General features: G+C 64.1%; 10 protein-coding genes and 1 rRNA gene. 6 read left to right on the forward strand and 5 right to left on the reverse strand.

The window, feature by feature from the left end:
* Window positions 1–9: 9 nt before the first annotated feature.
* Window positions 10–126 (forward strand): 5S ribosomal RNA (rrf, locus tag PJL15_RS02515).
* A gap of 47 nt (window positions 127–173) precedes the next feature.
* On the opposite strand, the gene PJL15_RS02520 is transcribed toward rrf, so the two are convergent.
* Window positions 174–1,289, reverse strand: a complete 1,116-nt coding sequence (locus PJL15_RS02520) for a patatin-like phospholipase family protein (RefSeq protein ID WP_281449637.1) — start codon at window positions 1,287–1,289, stop codon at window positions 174–176.
* A gap of 427 nt (window positions 1,290–1,716) precedes the next feature.
* Here PJL15_RS02520 and PJL15_RS02525 point away from each other — a divergent pair, with 427 nt between their 5' ends.
* The 3 genes from PJL15_RS02525 (at window position 1,717) to PJL15_RS02535 (ending at window position 6,323) form a co-directional block, all read left to right on the forward strand.
* Window positions 1,717–2,004, forward strand: coding sequence for an HU family DNA-binding protein (locus PJL15_RS02525; protein ID WP_011776355.1), 288 nt, complete (start codon window positions 1,717–1,719; stop codon window positions 2,002–2,004).
* A gap of 123 nt (window positions 2,005–2,127) precedes the next feature.
* Window positions 2,128–4,350 (forward strand): cytochrome c oxidase assembly protein, encoded by a 2,223-nt coding sequence (locus PJL15_RS02530; protein ID WP_281449638.1) that lies wholly within the window; start codon window positions 2,128–2,130, stop codon window positions 4,348–4,350.
* Complete coding sequence (locus PJL15_RS02535) at window positions 4,350–6,323, forward strand: NHL domain-containing thioredoxin family protein (protein ID WP_281449639.1); 1,974 nt, start codon at window positions 4,350–4,352, stop codon at window positions 6,321–6,323. The genes PJL15_RS02530 and PJL15_RS02535 overlap by 1 nt, the downstream gene beginning before the upstream one ends.
* 54 nt (window positions 6,324–6,377) lie before the next feature.
* Here PJL15_RS02535 and PJL15_RS02540 read toward each other — a convergent pair whose 3' ends face one another.
* From PJL15_RS02540 to PJL15_RS02555, 4 genes are all read right to left on the reverse strand, one after another.
* Window positions 6,378–7,370 (reverse strand): hypothetical protein, encoded by a 993-nt coding sequence (locus PJL15_RS02540; RefSeq protein WP_281449841.1) that lies wholly within the window; start codon window positions 7,368–7,370, stop codon window positions 6,378–6,380.
* Window positions 7,371–7,521: 151 nt separating this feature from the next.
* Entirely contained in the window at window positions 7,522–9,234 is a 1,713-nt protein-coding gene (locus PJL15_RS02545; protein ID WP_281449640.1) for a helicase HerA-like domain-containing protein, read from the reverse strand.
* A 9-nt stretch (window positions 9,235–9,243) separates the two neighbouring features.
* Window positions 9,244–9,762: a GNAT family N-acetyltransferase gene (locus PJL15_RS02550; RefSeq protein WP_281449641.1), complete on the reverse strand. Its 519-nt coding sequence runs from the start codon at window positions 9,760–9,762 to the stop codon at window positions 9,244–9,246.
* Window positions 9,763–9,841: 79 nt separating this feature from the next.
* On the reverse strand, window positions 9,842–11,767 hold the full coding sequence (locus tag PJL15_RS02555; RefSeq protein WP_281449642.1) for an FAD/NAD(P)-binding protein: 1,926 nt from the start codon (window positions 11,765–11,767) through the stop codon (window positions 9,842–9,844).
* Between the two features lie 288 nt (window positions 11,768–12,055).
* On the opposite strand from PJL15_RS02555, the gene PJL15_RS02560 reads away from it, so the two are divergent.
* Window positions 12,056–13,021 carry an amino acid ABC transporter permease gene (locus PJL15_RS02560; RefSeq protein ID WP_281449643.1) on the forward strand — a complete coding sequence of 322 codons (966 nt, stop codon included), beginning with the start codon at window positions 12,056–12,058 and terminating at the stop codon, window positions 13,019–13,021.
* Entirely contained in the window at window positions 13,018–13,914 is an 897-nt protein-coding gene (locus tag PJL15_RS02565) for an amino acid ABC transporter ATP-binding protein (protein ID WP_281449644.1), read from the forward strand. Before PJL15_RS02560 ends, PJL15_RS02565 begins: the two co-directional genes overlap by 4 nt.
* Window positions 13,915–13,922 lie beyond the last annotated feature (8 nt).

The following is a 13,922-nucleotide window of genomic DNA, read 5'->3' on the forward strand; positions in this document are numbered from 1 at the left end:
TACAAGGGTTACGGCGGTCATAGCGTGGGGGAAACGCCCGGTCCCATTCCGAACCCGGAAGCTAAGACCCACAGCGCCGATGGTACTGCACCCGGGAGGGTGTGGGAGAGTAGGACACCGCCGGACAACCATTAAAGGCGAGAGCCCCGACCACAGGTCGGGGCTCTCCCACTTTAAGCCGTGAAGCCAGACTCTTTCGCAGAGTCAGGCCCGTTCACTATGCCAGCTCCTTTCTTCCAGAACCCTCCCAGCCCACCGGCCAGGGACATGCCCTGTTCGTAGCCGACACGCGCTGCGCTGGGCCGTAGGGACAGGTCCATCGCGTTCATCCCGAACATGTACTCCGAGTTGCTGTCCGGGAAGACCGTATGAACCTGGCTGCCGCTTCCACGGAGGGCTTCGACCTGCGCTTCCAGGTGCATTCCCCATTCGGGTGGCGTCCGTGTGCGCCCACCAAACGGGGAGAGCACCAGCACGCGGTCATACCCAAGTGCAAGGTCGGCGTTCTCCGCATTGGTCCGGTAACCGCCGTCGATGTACTGGTTACTGCCGATGCTGTAGGCGAAGCCGCTGGCGCAGCTCGCAGCAACGGCGTCCGCCAGGTCCACGCCGCTGTAGCGGTCAAAGACCACTGATTGCCCGGTCCTTGCGTCTACCGCTGTGAGGAGCACGGCACGCTCCGGCCACTCCTGCCGGGGGAGCCGGCCAGCGACGGTTGCCCGCCACTTTCTGCTGGGTTCGTCCATTGCGGCTGCCCTGTCGAGTGCTGCTGCGCCCATGTTGCGGCGCATGTCGGCCATGTCCAGCGCGGCGTCCAGGATCTTTGCCGTTCGGTCCATGTGTTCGGTCACGGACCTGTTGTTGTGAGGGTTGGGGCCTCCGGTCCTGGAACCCGTAGCGCTGGGACCGGCTTGCCCGGACCCCGCCTGCCCGGAACCTGACGCTCCCGAGCCCGGTTCCGCCGTCGTCCGTGGGGGCCGCATTACCGGCTGGAGGGTGGCATTGAACAGTTCGCCGGGTGCGGCTCCGGTGATCTGGGCTGCCGCGGTAGCTCCTGCCGAGGTGCCTATGGTGAGGTCGGCGGCTGTGACGTCCACTCCGCCGTCGAAGAGTCCGGCGACGACGCCGATGAGCCACGCGTTGCCTGTGGACCCGCCTCCGCCCAGGACCAGAGCCCGCTCGCCCCTGGGGATGCGCAGCGAGGCGTCAATGGTTGGCTGGTTCTGCACGGCCAGCGATGGTTTGGGCGCGGGAGGTGCAGGCAAAGGTGAAGAAGTTGGTGTGTTCATGGGAGATGCCTTTCGCGATATGCGTATCAGGCGCTCCGGGGCGCGGCTGGCTTAGCCGCGGGATCGTGGACTGCAGGGAGCGCCCACTGTGGATACTGCGTTCATGGGTCTCACCTCCTGTCCAAAGATCACGATCACCGGAAAGTTACCACCCCGGGATACCGGTGCGCAATGGCAGTTGCCCAGGAAGCCACACCGGGAAACTGCCCCTTTTCCGATCGATCCTTCCGCGAATCCACCGCCGTAGGGTACGCCAACGGCTTAAAGGGCTCCCAAAAAGCCCTGAAATCCGGTGATTTTGGTCAAAAAGGCGCGGAAACACGCGGAATTTGCTGGCCATGACAGCCCAAGCTGGTAAGTTTTCGAACAGTGGCTTGCTCGCATTCCGCTTGAAAGCTCAAAAACGTATGAGTCCAGGAGGACGTAAATGGCTAAGAACCGTAGTGAACTCGTTGCAGAGGTAGCAGGCAAGGCTGGCACCAGCCAGGCAGCAGTCAACTCCGTGCTCGATGCACTGTTCGAAGTTTTCGAGACTTCTGTCGCCGCTGGCGAGAAGATCACCATCCCGGGCTGGCTCGCCGTTGAGCGCACCGACCGTGCAGCTCGCACCGGCCGCAACCCGCAGACCGGCGAAACCATCCAGATCGCAGCCGGCCACAGCGTCAAGCTGACCGCTGGCTCCAAGCTGAAGGCAGCCGTCGCCAAGAAGAAGTAACTTCTTCGGCACACGCCTTGAAGGGGCGGCAACCTGATGGTTGCCGCCCCTTCTTCTTTGAGTTAATGCACATAGCGCACCTTTCGATTCGCAGCCCGGCGACAGGTAGCGGACAATGGATAGGTGCCATCAGCAAGAAGTTCCGCAACTGCCCCTTCGTCTCCTCCCAAGCCGGGAGCGCGTGGAGGCTCAACAGTCGCGGGGATTTCCCTCCCCTGGCAATTGGCGGGGTTGGCGGTTCTGTTCGTCGCCCTCGCAGGGGCATTGATTTTCTCCGGTGCCTCAGCGGCCCGCCAGGTGTCAGACCCCGGCGCCCTGGTCAGATGGGGCCTTCCTGTTGCCAAGGCTATCCACAACGTATCCGTGGCCACCGTAGTTGGCGGCCTGATCTTTGCCGTGGGCATCCTGCCAAAGAACCTTGGCGGATCCCGGTCCCGCGAGAAGGACGCTGACGCGCCCGAGCATCCTGCGTTTGCCAGGGCCCTCGCGGTGGCCGCTGCCGCCGGTGCGGCATGGACTTTGTCCGCAGTGGCAGTCCTTGTCCTGACGTACGCGGATGTCGCCGGACAAGCACTCTCCGGGGATGCCGAGTTCACGCGTTCCCTGGTCTATTTCATGACGGACATCGAAACCGGCAAGGCGTGGCTCGCTGTCACCATCATTGCAGCGGTAGTCACCACGGCCCTGTTCGGGGTCCGTTCCCTGACCGGTTTGGCGTTCACGCTCGTCCTGGCGCTGATCGGGTTGATTCCCACGGCGCTTATCGGCCACTCCTCCAGTTCAAGCGACCATGAAGGCGCCATCAATTCCCTGGGCCTCCACTTGGTGGGCGTATCCACCTGGGTGGGCGGCATCATCATGCTCGCGGTCCTGTCCGGTATCCTCACCGGCTCGCGGAGCAAGGGCACGCCGGACATCACTGAGCAGACCCTCCGACGCTTCTCGTCCTTGGCAGGCTTCGCGTTCGTCCTGGTTTTCGCCTCCGGTGTCATCAACGCAGCTATCAGGGTCACCAACCCCGCGGACCTCTTCGGCTCCGCCTACGGCCAAATCATTGTGGCCAAGGCACTAGCCACATTGGTGCTGGGTGGCATCGGCTTCATGCACCGTCAGTGGGTTATCCCGCAGCTTGGCAAGAACGGTTCCATGTCTGCCCGCCGGGTGCTGTGGCAATTGGTCCTGGTTGAACTGCTGGTGATGGGTGCGACGTCGGGACTCGCCGTTGCACTCGGACGCTCGGCTCCGCCGCAGCCCACCACATACGCGCCTGACGCTTCGCCGTCGTTCATCCTGTCGGGATACGAGTTGCCCCCGGAACTGACCCCTGTGCGCTGGTTGACCGAATGGCGCTTTGACTGGCTCTGGGTGGGGGTCGCACTGTTTGGTGCTGTCTCCTACTTCATGGGCATCGTCAAGGTTCGCCGGCGCGGAGACAAGTGGTCCGTGTTCCGGACCGTCAACTGGGTCATCGGCCTGATGGTCCTGACCTACATCACCTCGGGGCCGCCCGCTGTGTACGGCCGCGTGCTGTTCTCTGCGCACATGGTGGACCACATGGCCCTCACCATGGTGGCCCCCATCTTCCTGGTCCTCGGCGCTCCGGTAACGCTGGCGCTGCGTGCACTCCCGTCCCGGGGCGAGGGCGCCCATGGTTCGCGTGGCCTGCGGGAATGGCTGCTGTTGTTCGTGCACTCCCGGTTCTCCCAGCTTGTCACCCACCCCCTGTTCGCAGCGGCGAACTTCGCGGGTTCGATCGTCTTGTTCTACTACTCGGACCTATTTGGCCTGGCCATGCGCGAGCACGTCGGCCACGAGCTCATGAACCTGCACTTCCTGCTGACCGGATACATCTTTGTCCTGAGCATGATCGGCAGCGACCCTTTGCCGCGGCGTGCGCCGTATCCAATGCGGCTGCTGCTCCTGCTGGCAACCATGGGCTTCCACGCATTCTTCGGAGTGTCCATCATGGGCGGCACCGGCCTGCTCGCTGCCGACTACTTCGGCAACCTGGGCCGTGCCTGGGGCCCCTCGGCACTGGGAGACCAGCAACTGGGCGGTGCGGTTGCCTGGGGCATTGGCGAAATTCCCACCTTGTTGGTCGCTATCGGGGTGGCAGTCATGTGGTCCCGGTCCGACGAACGGGAGAAACGCCGCGTAGATCGTGCGGCGGACAGGAATAACGACGCCGATCTCAGTGCTTACAACGATATGTTTGCCCGCCTGGCCGAGCGCGATGCGAAGCTTGCAGGCCGCACTGCCGGAGCAACAACAGCGGCCCCGGCCGAACGCCCCACAAACGACAATGCCGGGCAGACTGACCCGAACACCAAGCTGGAAGGACGCTGATGAGCGAAACCGTACGTACCCAACACCGGGTCCGGGCCTCCGAACTCGAGGGCCGCGGCTGGCTCAATACCGGTGGTAAGTCCCTGGACCTCGAGTCCCTGCGCGGCAAGATCGTGCTTCTCGATTTCTGGACCTTCTGCTGCATCAACTGCCTGCACGTGCTGGATGAGTTGCGTCCACTGGAGGAAAAGTACGCGGACGTCCTGGTGACGGTCGGCGTGCATTCGCCAAAATTCGAGCACGAGGCAGACCCCGTCGCCTTGGCATCAGCGGTTGAACGCTACGAGATCCACCACCCGGTCCTTGATGACCCGGAACTTGCTACGTGGAAGGCCTACACCGCCCGTGCCTGGCCTACTTTGGTGGTGGTGGATCCCGAGGGCTACATCGTGGCGCACCTTTCCGGTGAGGGCCACGCAGACGGCCTCGCAGTGTTACTTGAAGAACTCGTCGCCGAACACGAAGCCAAGGGGACCCTCCACCGCGGTGACGGTCCGTACGTAGCCCCGGTGCCGACGTCGGGAACCCTGCGGTTCCCTGGCAAGGCAACCCAGCTCGCCAACGGCAACTACCTTGTAGTGGATTCCGGCCACCACCGTTTGGTGGAGTTGCGCCCCGACCTCGAAACCGTCGAGCGCGTCATCGGGTCCGGCACCAAGGGTTACCTGGATGGGCAATCCGAAATCGCGCAGTTCAACGAGCCCCAAGGCGTAACGCTGCTGCCGTCGGAGCTGGCTTGGAAGCTCGGTTACGACGCCGTTGTGGCCGACACGGTCAACCATCGCCTCCGCGGCGTGACGCTCAGCTCCGGTTACGTCCAGACCATTGCAGGCAACGGCGTGCAGCGGCTCCTTGACACCGGTCCCGCCCGGGTCACCGACTCCGGCGCCGGCACCTGGTCCGAACACCACGACGACGGCCCGGCTGACTTCGCGGCGGACGCCGTGGACGTTGGGGCATTGGGCTTGGGGACTGAAGTTTCCCTGTCGTCGCCCTGGGACGTGGTCTGGAGCGAAAAGCTGCAGAAGGTTGTCATCGCGATGGCCGGAACCCACCAGATCTTCGTTTTCGACCCGCTGGCCAACGAGGTTTCCATTCTCGCCGGCTCCGGGCTCGAAGGCCTTCTGGATGGCAAGGCCGAGGAAGCATGGTTTGCGCAATCCTCCGGCCTGGCCATCGATGGTGAAGACAACATCTGGGTAGCCGACTCGGAGACGTCTTCCCTGCGCCGCCTCGTGGTCAGCGACTCCGGCGTAACGGTTGAAACCGCGGTAGGCAAGGGCTTGTTCGATTTCGGCTTCCGTGACGGCGAGGCAGCTGTTGCCCGTTTGCAGCACCCGCTGGGTGTGACGGTGCTGCCGGACAACTCCGTGGCCATCGCCGACACCTACAACGGGGCTGTGCGCCGCTACGACCCCGCCACCAAGTCCGTCTCCACCTTGGCCAGGGGCCTCGCTGAGCCGAGCGACGTGGTGGTGGTCCAAGTGGAAGGCAGCGATCCGCTGCTGGTGGTGGTGGAGTCCAACAAGCACCAGCTTGTCCTGGTGCCGATCCCCAAGGAAGCCCAGCAAGTGGACGAGGGCGCATCCCAGACGCACCGCCCGAAGAGTCCGGTGGCGCCCGGCACCCTTGAGCTTGCCGTCCGTTTCAAGGCTCCCACCGGGCAAAAGCTCGATGACCGTTGGGGCGACCCCACCCAGATGAAGATTTCCTCCACCCCGCCTGAGCTGCTGGTGTCCGGCGGCGGAACGTCGGTAGGGCTGCTGCGCACGCTGGAACTCTCGGCAGACGTTCCGGAAGGCATCCTGCACATCACCGCGCGTGCTGCCGCGTGTGATGGGCCGGAGACTGAAGACGGTGAAATCCCTGACCACGCAGCCTGCCACCTGTACCAGCAGGATTGGGGCATTCCGGTGATCCTGCGGGCCGATGGCGAGTCCGAGCTGGTGCTCGACCTCCGCGGCATGGACTAAGCGGCAGCCAGCCGTCCCTGGGCCATAGGCCCAGGGACCAGGGCAACTACGTGGCTAGAACGCCAACAAAGGCGTAACCGTCACAGTGTCGCCGCTGACGTCCAGCTGGGTAGTGAAACTGAAGTCGTGTTCCACGTTGAGGTCATTCACGAGCCCGGTAAAGAGGTTGACCTCGCGGGCGGTCAACGTGGCCTTGCCGTTCAAAGGAGCAACCACCCATTTGCCGCCGAACGGTTCGATGGTGATCTTGGGGTACTCCGTAATGGCCCACTTGATGGTTCCGTCCACAACACGGGCGTTGCTCACGTGGTAGAACGGGCAATCCGGCTGGAGACGCTGCTGCTCGGTGGCCTGGGCTGCGCAGGTATCCAGGAACTCGCGGACCTTGCCTGCCACGGCGTCGTTCATGGCCTTGGTGGAGCGGGTCTGCAGGTTCAGGGGAGCCTGGCCGCCATCCCGCGTGGCCACCAGCGCGGAGGTTGCAGGGGCTTCGAAGTAGGTGCCGTTCAGGCTGGCTTCGTACTTGCCCGGGAAGAACACAGCAAACGTATTGCGGCCGTTGGGCATATTGACGGGCACACCGTTGAGGGTGGCTTCGCTGGAGTTCACCACGGTGACGTCAATGGTGGGCAGCGTGGTGGGAACGAACGCCCATTTGGCGAAGAACAGCCATTGGGTCCCGGTCCGTTCCATGAGGAATTCCGTGTGGAGCCGGCTGCCGTCCAGGGTGTAGTCCACCGGGACGGAAACCCGGCTGCTGCCGCGCGACTCCGGGTTTCCCACTTTCACGTCGGACATCCTGGACGCGGCTGTTTGCAGGGCGGTCCCGTCCAGCATGGCAGCGTTGGCGCTGGGCACTTTGGCACGCAGGAGCCCTAGCGCTTCTTCGCCGTCGCCGTCCTGCAGCGCCTGCAAATACTCCTTGACTGGCTGCTGTGGACTGGCCACGGAGGAGCTCACCAAGTTGATGCAGACGATCGCTCCGGCGGCAGCAAGCATCAGACCGAGCAGCCATCCGGCTGCGGTCTTGACGAACGCTTGACTCAACTGCACGCCCTTTACGTTACCTGCCGCAGCAGCCCCTGCCGTGCAGGAGGGACGCGTATGTGACGTTTATCCGGCGTTTGGAGAAGCCCGACGCCGGGTGGCAGCAGGCGGTGCCGCCACCCGGCGTCGTGGTTCAGGCAGCCCGCCGGAACTAGCGTCGACGACGTGACGACGTGCCAAAAACTCCACGCATGAGATCCCTGCCGAGCTGGGTACCCATGGACCGGACCATGCTCTTGAGGCCCCCACCCAGTGCTCCGCCGAGCGCGCCTGCGATGTCACCGAACATGCCGCTGTCCTGCGGCGCTTGCTGGGGAACAGGAAGGGGAGCAGGCGGTTCGGGGAAGGATTCGGGCGTCGTCGACGCAGGACGTGAACTGGGCCTTCCCAGGATTTCTTCCTCGATACGGCGCGCTTCAGCGTCGATGTCGGCTTGTGACGAGCCGGCCGGGACGCCCACCGAAGAGGGGACCGGCGGCAAGCCCGGAGCGGCATCGCCTGTAGGCGCCGCTGACTGGCCGTTGAGTTTCTCGTAGGCCGAAACATTGTCCACGGCGGTTCCGTACTTCGCCAGGAGGGAAGACGATGCAACGGTGCTTTTGATCAGTTCGTCCGTGCTGGGACCCATAACGGATTCAGGCGCACGCAGCCGGGTCAAGGCAACGGGCGTGGGAGCGCCTTTCTCGTTCATGACAGTGATGACGGCCTCGCCGATTCCGGCCGAGGTGAGGGTTTCCTCGAGGTCGTAGTCGCTGACGGGGAAGGTGGAGACGGTGGCCTTCAAGGCCTTGGCGTCCTCCGGAGTGAAGGCGCGCAGGGCGTGCTGAACCCGGTTGGCCAACTGGCCAAGGACATCTGCCGGAACATCCTTGGGGGTCTGGGTGACGAAGAAAATGCCCACGCCCTTGGAACGGATCAGCCGGACGGTGGTGGTGATGGCGTCCAGGAATGCCTTGGACGCGTCGTTGAACAGCAGGTGGGCCTCATCCAGGAAGAACACGAGCTTGGGCTTGTCGAGGTCACCGGCTTCTGGAAGGTCCTCGAACAGATCGGCCAGGAGCCACATGAGGAACGTGGAGAACAGGAGGGGCTTGGTCTGCAGCGTGGGCAGTTCCAGGCAGCTGACCACGCCGCGGCCATCCGGTGCCGTGCGGAGCAGCTCGGCGGTATCGAACTCGGGTTCGCCGAAGAACTTCTCCATGCCCTGTGCTTCCAACCCAACAAGCTCACGGAGGATCACGCCGGCAGTGGCTTTTGACAGTCCGCCCAGTTCAGCGAGTTCGGCCTTGCCTTCGTCCGAAGTGAGGAACTGGATCACGGCGCGGAGGTCCTTGAGGTCGATCAGTTCCAGGTTCTTCTGGTCCGCGAAGTGGAAGATCAGCTGGAGGCTGGACTCCTGGGTGTCGTTGAGGTCCATGATGCGGGAGAGCAGGATGGGTCCGAACGAGGTGATGGTGGCGCGGACTGGAATGCCGTTGCCGTCGCCGCCCAGGGAAAGGAACTCCACGGGAAAGTTCTTGGCTTGCCAGTCCTGCCCGAGCGCAGACGTACGAGCCGTCAGTTTCTCACTCCCGGTGGCCGGCGTCGCTAATCCGGACAGATCACCCTTGATGTCCGCGAGGAAAACCGGAACACCCGCCGTCGAGAGTTGTTCGGCGATCATGTGCAGCGTGACAGTCTTGCCGGTACCGGTGGCCCCGGCCACCAGGCCGTGCCGGTTCATCATGGCGAGCGGCAGGCGGACCTGGGCTTCCTTGTGGACTTCACCGTCCACGATCGCGGCACCCAGCTCGATGGTGGCACCTTGCAGGGTGTACCCCTGCTGGATGGTGGCGAGTTTTTCGGCAGTCGTTTTGTTGGCCATGCGCATAGCTTAGCTCTGCGCGACAAGATCCTTGCTGAAGGCCAAATGCTTGATTTCCTCGGGGTCTGCGGCGAGGTCGAACAGTGCTTTGTAGCCTGTGGCGAGGTAGAGGTTTTTTGCCTCCGGCTGGCGTGGCCCGGTGGTGAGGTAGAGCTTTCGGTAGCCCCGCCGTCGGGCTTCATTTTCCAGTTCCGTCAGGACCAGGCGCGCCAGCCCGCGGCGACGATGCGCCGAATGGGTCCAGATCCGCTTGAGCTCCGCGGTGTGTTCGTCGTAGCGGCGGAAGGCGCCCCCGGCCACGGACTCGCCGTTTTCCTGGATGATGATCAGCGCGCCGTGGGGCGCGGCGAATTCTTCGGCCGGGTAGCGGTTCAGCTCTTCGGAAGCGCCCTCGCTGCTGAAGAGGTCGCCATAACGGGTGTTGTATTCCACCGCGAGCTCGTCCAGGAGCGGTTTAACGCGGGGATCGCGCATGGGCAGGCTGAGGACGGTAAGGCCCGACGTCGGCAGGGTTGGGGTTGAGGTCATAGCTTGCCTTTCGTAGGTATCGCCCAAGTAAGTGACAGCAAACGTCCTAGTGGGACGTCAGTGGAACGTGTGCTGTCACCTAGTTGGGTTGGAGGGACTGGGTGGTTGCGGCGACCGTAGCCAGGATCCTGCGCGCCAAGGCGTCGTTTTCCCGGAACGGGGCCGCGTTGGTGTTGGGCCGCGCGAAGGCTCCCGCGCCCCAGCCCGAGGTCCAGGGACCCACGGCGAACAAACCCTTCTGTGGAATGCCAACAGGGGACAGTATCTCGTAATTCCCGGAGACCAGGAGCTTGCCCGTGGAGTGGGCGCCCTCGGAGGTGAGCAGCCTCTGTTCGGTGCCCAACCCGGCGTCGTGCAGCTCAGCCAGGGCGGGATTCGCGGAACGTTCCACGGACGCGGACGGCAAGCGCGCTTCGATGTAGGCGGACGCATCCACCACCACGGGCGACTGGAACGTCCCCGCCACAAACCGGCCCACGGACTCATCGGCCCTTACCCACATGCCCGGGCCAAGGAACTTGAGGAGCCCGGCCCTGTGCAGGGCGAGCATCTCCCGGAGACGGTGCGACGGCGGCCCGGAGTCCACAAAGCTGAAGAAGCCGTGCCACCACCCATGGATGGACTGCTGGGACCGGGCGTTGAGTCGCTCCTGCGGGACCAGGCGGCCAAGGTCCATGTACACGTAAAGCAGCGCGGTGAACAAGGCCAGGGTCTCGGAGTGGTCAGGGCCGGTCCGGAGATCGAGGTCGTTCTGGATGTAGGCGGCGACAGAACGCTGTACGGATTCGTGATCGGCGAACGCGCAGCCGCTCAAAGGGTGGTCCAGCTTTTCCAGGTCCAAGCGCAATGCGGGATCGGGCACGGAGACGGCTACCAGTTCCTCGCGTTCGGCGCTGTACCAATCGAGGGCATCGAACCGGGATTCAAAGGCTGCCCACGTCCCCACCACCCGTTCCGGGTAGCCCGTGAAGAGCTCGCGGTAGTAGGCGTAACCTGCGTCCTTTGCGATCAGCGGCCACAGGTGCGCGCGGAAGTCGAGTTCCGCATGCAAAGCCAGGAGGGCTTCGACGACGGCGGCAGTAAAGTAGCGCGGGCGCTCCACGGGGCTACTCAGCGTGGAGGAAATCTTGGAGTGGTACGGCACGCCGCGTCGTGATCCCGCCCAGAGCCGCGGTTCGGCGCCGGACGGCAGGTAGTCGAGTCCGCCGTCGGGCCTTTCCTCGAAGCGGCCGCCACGGCCCTCGAAGAGCAGCACCAGAAGGTCCACGAATGCCAGGCCCATACCGGCGACGATCACGTCCTGGCCCGCTTCGATGGCGGAATAGTCCACGTCCGTGGTGTACGACGGCGGCGCGTGGAAGCCGCCGTGCCGGGCAGCGAACTCACTGAGCCGGGCCGTCTCATCATCGGGAGCAGAGTCCGTGTGGCCCAGGGCGTACACCACGACGTCGGCAATCACCTCGGCGCCGGAAGCCAACCGCACGCTGTGCTGCTCGACGCCGGACCGCTCACCGTCGGACCGCTCGACGCCCGTGGCTGTGTCGCGATGCACGGTCACGGTGGTTTCGGGGCCAAGGGCGCTGACTGCCCGGCCGAAGAACCACTCAAGGTATTTGCTCTGCAGCTGGCGGGTGGGAAACGACGACGGGGTCAGAGCGCGGAGCTGGGAAAGCAGGTGTGGTTCCAACGGGGGAACGTCCCGGATGCTGCCGTCCAGTACGCCGGCGGCCCAGGCGGACAGCCCCGGTCCTTGCACGGACGGCCCGTCGCACGTCACGGAGTCATCGGTGAACATCGTGACATCTGCGGCGGTGGAGTTCAGCAGCAGGCCCGGGCTCTGGTCATAGCGCCAGATCCTCCCGGAGCCGGGCTGGTAGGGCTCAATGACGTGGATTTCCAGGGGCGCGTCGAACAGGTCGGGCCGGTTCGCGGCCAGCCGTTCCAGGACACCGGCCGTGCGCGGACCGCCGCCGATGAAGGCGATGGCTGGTACTCGTGGCGGCATGGGATCTCCTGTAATGCAGTGGTTGGTGATGCCCAATCTAGGGAGGTTGGAAGCCCTGGGTCGAGGCGCCGGTAACCGCCGTTCACCACGCGTCACGCACCGTCAAAGCACGCAAAGAAGGGACTCATATGGCGTTCCGTGACGACGATTGTGACGCCGGGAGAACCCCTGCGAAGCCCTGCGAAGTCCAGTGAAGAAGTGCAAATTCCCGCCTTGCTGCGGGCTTTGGCGCGCCCATAGATTGGCAGCCATCCGATAGAGAACAACCGATCTGAAATGAGGTGGCGCATGAGTGCAATCGCACCGCCTGCCACGGCGGATACTGCACCGCCCACCCCGGATTACTCCGAGTACAAGCTGGTTCCCGCCCGGCATCCCTGGCGTTGGGTGGGCACCGTGCTGGTAGCCGCCGGCGTAGCGGCCATCGCGTGGTCCCTTGTCACCAACCCCCGCTGGGAGTGGGGGGTTGTGGCTCAGTGGTTCACGGCGCAATCAGTGGTCAACGGGCTGGTGGAGACCCTCAAGCTCACGGCAATCTCCGGCGTCCTTGGATTTGTCCTCGGGTTCGTCCTGGCCCTGATGCGCTTGTCGGCGTCTCCACTGCTGGTCTCGGTCTCGTGGACGTTCTCCTGGATCTTCCGGTCCACGCCGCTGCTGGTCCAGCTCCTGCTCTGGTACAACCTTGGCTACCTCTACGAAAAGATCAGCCTGGGCATCCCGTTCACGGACGTCCGCTTCTTCGAAGCCCAGACCACCACGCTGATCAGCCAGTTCGCTGCAGCAGTCCTGGGGCTCACCTTGAACCAGGCAGCCTATTCCGCGGAGATCATCCGCGGCGGCATCCTGTCCGTGGACCAGGGCCAGCTTGAAGCTGCCTCGGCGTTGGGCATCCCGGCCTGGCAGCGGAACACCCGCATCGTTCTGCCACAGGCCATGCGCGCCATCCTGCCCAATGCCTTCAACGAGATCATCGGCCTGGTCAAGGGCACGTCGATCGTCTACGTCCTGGCCTATTCCGAGCTCTTCTACACGGTGCAGGTCATCTACAACCGGACCCAGCAGGTGCTGCCGCTGTTGTTGGTCGCCACCCTTTGGTACGTGGTGATCACCTCGGTGCTGAGCGTTTTCCAGTACTACATCGAACGCCACTTCTCCAAGGGTGCGGTCCGGAACCTGCCACTGACCCCGCTGCAGAAGGCGCGGAAATTCTTCGCCACCCACGTTGCTGCCTCTCCCACGAAGGACGCCCGATGAGCATCATCGCCGCACGCAAAGAATCCACGACGACGGCGGGACAGCCTTCCGCCGGAACACCGGCCGGCGCTTCGGCAGCGACCGCCCAACCCGCCTCGGCGGATAAGCCCACCACCCGCGGCCAGGTGGACATCACCAACGTCCGCAAGTCCTTCGGCGCCACGGAGGTCCTCAAGGGTGTGACCTTGTCGGTCCCGCCGGGCGGCGTGGCGGTGATCGTTGGCCCCTCCGGTTCCGGCAAGTCCACCCTTCTGCGGACCATCAACCACCTGGAAAAGGTCGACGGCGGCTACATCACCATCGACGGCGAACTGGTGGGCTACGAGGTCCGCGGAAACAAGCTCCACGAACTGCGCGAGAAGGACATCCTCAAGCAGCGCACCAACATCGGCATGGTGTTCCAGAATTTCAACTTGTTCCCGCACCTCACGGCCTTGGAGAACGTTGCCGAAGCACCCATCGTGGCGCAGGGCCGTTCGAAGGCGGAGGCCCGGAAACGTGGACTGGAACTGCTGGACCGCGTGGGCTTGAAGGACAGGGCCGATGCCTATCCCCGCCAGCTTTCCGGGGGCCAGCAGCAGCGCGTGGCGATTGCCCGGGCGTTGGCCCTCGATCCCAAGATCCTGCTCTTCGACGAGCCCACATCCGCCCTGGACCCGGAGCTCGTGAACGAAGTCCTGGACGTCATCCGGGAACTCGCCACGTCCGGAACCACTCTCATTGTGGTGACCCACGAGATGGGCTTTGCCCGGGACGTGGCGGACACCGTGGTGTTCATGGATGACGGTCTGATCGTCGAGTCAGGCACCCCGCACGAGATCTTCAGCAACCCCCGCGAGGAACGCACCCGCAGCTTCTTCTCCAAAGTCATCGAACCGGCTTTCAACATCTAGGACCCTCA

It is taken from the genome of Paenarthrobacter nitroguajacolicus (genome assembly GCF_029952445.1).
GTDB classification, from domain to species: domain Bacteria; phylum Actinomycetota; class Actinomycetes; order Actinomycetales; family Micrococcaceae; genus Arthrobacter; species Arthrobacter nitroguajacolicus_B.

What these genes read in the sequence shown, in the direction of transcription:
- PJL15_RS02520 (WP_281449637.1), bottom strand. Translation starts at nt 1,289, where the DNA reads ATGAACACACCAACTTCTTCACCTTTGCCTGCACCTCCCGCGCCCAAA.
- PJL15_RS02525 (WP_011776355.1), top strand. Translation starts at nt 1,717, where the DNA reads ATGGCTAAGAACCGTAGTGAACTCGTTGCAGAGGTAGCAGGCAAGGCT.
- PJL15_RS02535 (WP_281449639.1), top strand. Translation starts at nt 4,350, where the DNA reads ATGAGCGAAACCGTACGTACCCAACACCGGGTCCGGGCCTCCGAACTC.
- PJL15_RS02545 (WP_281449640.1), bottom strand. Translation starts at nt 9,234, where the DNA reads ATGGCCAACAAAACGACTGCCGAAAAACTCGCCACCATCCAGCAGGGG.
- PJL15_RS02550 (WP_281449641.1), bottom strand. Translation starts at nt 9,762, where the DNA reads ATGACCTCAACCCCAACCCTGCCGACGTCGGGCCTTACCGTCCTCAGC.
- PJL15_RS02555 (WP_281449642.1), bottom strand. Translation starts at nt 11,767, where the DNA reads ATGCCGCCACGAGTACCAGCCATCGCCTTCATCGGCGGCGGTCCGCGC.
- PJL15_RS02560 (WP_281449643.1), top strand. Translation starts at nt 12,056, where the DNA reads ATGAGTGCAATCGCACCGCCTGCCACGGCGGATACTGCACCGCCCACC.
- PJL15_RS02565 (WP_281449644.1), top strand. Translation starts at nt 13,018, where the DNA reads ATGAGCATCATCGCCGCACGCAAAGAATCCACGACGACGGCGGGACAG.